The sequence below is a fragment of the Allobosea sp. P2_A10 genome (genome assembly GCF_056405115.1).
This window is the reverse complement of the sequence record NZ_JBFUCS010000050.1, coordinates 1-2,852: the sequence shown is the minus strand read 5'-3', so window position 1 is coordinate 2,852 and position 2,852 is coordinate 1. Positions and strand designations below refer to the sequence as shown.

General features: G+C 58.6%; 6 protein-coding genes. 5 read left to right on the top strand and 1 reads right to left on the bottom strand.

What is annotated here, in order from left to right; translation table 11 throughout:
• Both AC1DZY_RS26495 and AC1DZY_RS26490 read left to right on the top strand, forming a co-directional pair.
• The coding region (locus tag AC1DZY_RS26495; protein WP_476823139.1) for a transposase at positions 1–198 on the top strand (198 nt) is incomplete at its 5' end.
• A 93-nt stretch (positions 199–291) separates the two neighbouring features.
• Positions 292–603 carry a hypothetical protein gene (locus tag AC1DZY_RS26490; RefSeq protein ID WP_476823138.1) on the top strand — a complete coding sequence of 104 codons (312 nt, stop codon included), beginning with the start codon at positions 292–294 and terminating at the stop codon, positions 601–603.
• Positions 604–866: 263 nt separating this feature from the next.
• On the opposite strand, the gene AC1DZY_RS26485 is transcribed toward AC1DZY_RS26490, so the two are convergent.
• A complete protein-coding gene (locus AC1DZY_RS26485; protein WP_476823137.1) occupies positions 867–1,637 on the bottom strand; it encodes a GAF domain-containing protein in 771 nt (256 codons plus the stop codon).
• A 199-nt stretch (positions 1,638–1,836) separates the two neighbouring features.
• Between AC1DZY_RS26485 and AC1DZY_RS26480 the strand changes: the two genes are divergently transcribed.
• From AC1DZY_RS26480 to AC1DZY_RS26470, 3 genes are all read left to right on the top strand, one after another.
• Entirely contained in the window at positions 1,837–2,106 is a 270-nt protein-coding gene (locus tag AC1DZY_RS26480) for a hypothetical protein (RefSeq protein ID WP_476823136.1), read from the top strand.
• A complete protein-coding gene (locus AC1DZY_RS26475; RefSeq protein WP_476823135.1) occupies positions 2,103–2,666 on the top strand; it encodes an OmpA family protein in 564 nt (187 codons plus the stop codon). Before AC1DZY_RS26480 ends, AC1DZY_RS26475 begins: the two co-directional genes overlap by 4 nt.
• Positions 2,572–2,852, top strand: a 281-nt coding sequence (locus AC1DZY_RS26470) for a hypothetical protein (RefSeq protein ID WP_476823140.1), incomplete at its 3' end; no start/stop codon positions are given. The genes AC1DZY_RS26475 and AC1DZY_RS26470, both read left to right, overlap by 95 nt.

The following is a 2,852-nucleotide window of genomic DNA, read 5'->3' as shown; positions in this document are numbered from 1 at the left end:
TGGTTCCTCTTCCTGCCGCCCTATAGCCCCGATCTCAACCCGATCGAGATGGCCTTCGCCAAGCTCAAGGCGCACCTGCGAGCCGCCCAGGCACGAACCTTCGACGCCCTCTGGAGGGCCGTCGGAAACATCTGCGAACTCTTCTCGCCAGCCGAATGCCGAAACTTCTTCAAACACGCAGGATATGCGTATGATTAACCGTCCGATGCTCTAAAATCACTGGCACGAAGTCGAGGACACGGCGATGATGGTTTCGATTCGTATTTTGTGAGGTGCACAGAGGAGTTGAAAATGGCCTTGTTCAGTTCCACTGCTCGGCTGCTTGCTTGCGGGGCATTTCTCAGCGCCGCTGTCACGAGTGCTGCTCAAGCGGAAAGCGACGCGCCGGCAGAAATCCAGTCAGGAGTTGAGATTGTTCTGGCACACGTGCCGCCCAGTCGGCCGGCACATCTGGAAGCGCGCTTGGCATCCTCAACCGCCAGTATGCGACGTGGCGAAAATCGCCAGATCTCCGCTGTCGAGCAGCCATTGCCAATTCGTGATGATGCGACCGGGCAGACGCTGAACCGGAATAGCTTGATGTGGATCGGCGCTGCTTACTGATTTGGGGGTTGGCTCGCCCCATTTTTGAAAATGGTCGTCTCCAACCGCTCCTCCGAGCCCACGGCGTCAGCCCGTCTGTCGAAGCGGCATTAAAAGCGATCGACGCCTACGCCGTCGCGCTCGCAAAGTAGCCCGTCCGCGTCGACATTGATTTCGACCTCCAAATCAGCCTGAAATATATGAATTACACTGGATTCCACGAGGGAAACCTCAATCCGATGCTTGCGGTAATTCATCCACGCAGACTAGCCCGGACAGGGCGTCTAGCTTTCGAAGGATAGTTCCAGGTGCGTTTCAGCTTTGCTGGCAATCTGGCAAAGCCTCGACGTGGCATCGGTATCCATTAAAAGCACGACGCGCTCCGGAATTCCGTCTGTCGACAACACATTTACCGCCGCCCCCTTCGGCGATAGCGACCGAACCGTGCAGCGGAGCGCCGTCTTGCCGCCGTGGAACACGAGCCGCCCTGCTTTCATGACCGGCCGCGCGCCTTCGGCGCGGCTACCGGGGGCAGCCAAGGCCGCCTGCCGACGCAATTCGAGAAAGTCAGTGGTGATGCCGGCGAGGTCGTTCAAATTCGCCTTGTCCGCCTCGCTGAAGCTGCGGGGACTAGTATCCATTGTGCAGAAGGTACCGATAGCTTGGCCGTCGGGCGAACGGAGTTGCATGCCGGCATAAAACCGCAGGTTCGGTTCACCCAGTACGAACGGGTTGTTCACAAACCGCTCATCCCTCGTCGCATCGGGCACGATCAGTGCGTCTGGCAGCTGAATCGCGATGTTGCAGAATGCCGGGTCGCGGTCTGTCTCGCACGCCCCGATGCCCTGTCGCGACTTAAACCATTGCCGGTGGCCGTCGAGGAAGGTGATTGTCGACATCGAAACGTTGAATATGCTTTTCGCCAAGCGGGTGAGCCTATCGAAGGTCTCCTCTTGGGGCGTGTCCATGATGTCATATGAAGCGAGCGCGTCGAGACGCGCTTGCTCCCGCATTGCTGCGGCATCCGGACGATGGCTTGGCAAGATCAGTTTCACGCCTCAAATCGAACCACTCAACGGTTACGATTTGGCGAAGACCGGTTGCTGGGCTCAGTGAACGGTACCGCCGGTCTGCATGCGAGCAAGCCTCTCGGCCTCCGCGTGCAGGAGCTGTGGGATAGAAACACGGCCCGTTCCTCGAAAGCGTGTCGCAGTTCTCTCCCCGATCGACGGCAATTGCGAGTTGGAGCCGACCATGGCCGGCAGCCCCGTTGCCGCCGTATTCAATGGATTGGTCGTCGGTGAAGTGACGCGTATCAAAACTCGGCTTATCGATCCGCGCCAGATTTACGTCATTGTCAAAGGCGACCAGCCCACACCGTTGCGAACCGATACCCGAGCCCGCATTGAGGCCAAAGGTTTTGCCGGCGTCGTCGCGGATCAATTTCTCGGCGGTGACGCAAGTTCACCTGCTTTGACCACGCTACGTCAACACATTAGACATCATGAACCGTGGGAGCGATGAAAGCCATGCGCACGACGATAACACTGGCGATGCTGCTCGTTGGTATCGCTTCGGCCCAGGCTGAAACGTGCGCGACACAAAACGGCGATGTGCCTTCGCAATGCAGATGCGCTCCCGGAGACAAACGGATTTCCCAAGGGGCCTTGTGCAGCGTACAAAGGCCTGAGCAACGAGCGGCAGGGATCCCATCCTGTTTCGAGGAATACGAGTGCCGAGCCGCGTCGGCCGCGCCCGCGAAACCGGCTCGTGTTCTTGTGTTCCTGGATTGGGGGATTTCGACGCTGACGCCTAAGGCAGACGAGGTCGTCGCCGCAGCTCTGACATACGTAAAACCATCGTCACGTATCTCGGTAGTCGGTCACGCCGATCGGTCGGAAGCGCAGCCGGCAGAACTGTCGCGCGCCCGAGCTGAAGCTGTTCGGGCATCGTTGATCCAGGCGGGGGTCTCGCGCAGAGCCATAGTGCGTGTGGAAGGTGGTGGCACAAAAGGTCTCCTCGTTCAAACTTCCGCTGGCCAAAGAGAGCCGCAAAACCGCTTTGTCGAAATCATTATCCGGTAATCGTGGCTGTAAGCGCGCCGGGGTCACGCCGCGACACGAACGGGAGCCAACTTCATCGTTCACATGCCATTGCCTCTATTTCCTGTGTTGTACGCTCCTGCCCTATACGACCCGCGAAAGCCACGCGATTGACGCCAGCATTCCGGCCAAAAYTGCACCCCACAACCACAGCGATATCGACATTGT

Bases quoted from the DNA above. Each gene is read 5' to 3' on its own strand.
- AC1DZY_RS26490 (WP_476823138.1), top strand. From the start codon at position 292: ATGGCCTTGTTCAGTTCCACTGCTCGGCTGCTTGCTTGCGGGGCATTT.
- AC1DZY_RS26480 (WP_476823136.1), top strand. From the start codon at position 1,837: ATGGCCGGCAGCCCCGTTGCCGCCGTATTCAATGGATTGGTCGTCGGT.
- AC1DZY_RS26475 (WP_476823135.1), top strand. From the start codon at position 2,103: ATGAAAGCCATGCGCACGACGATAACACTGGCGATGCTGCTCGTTGGT.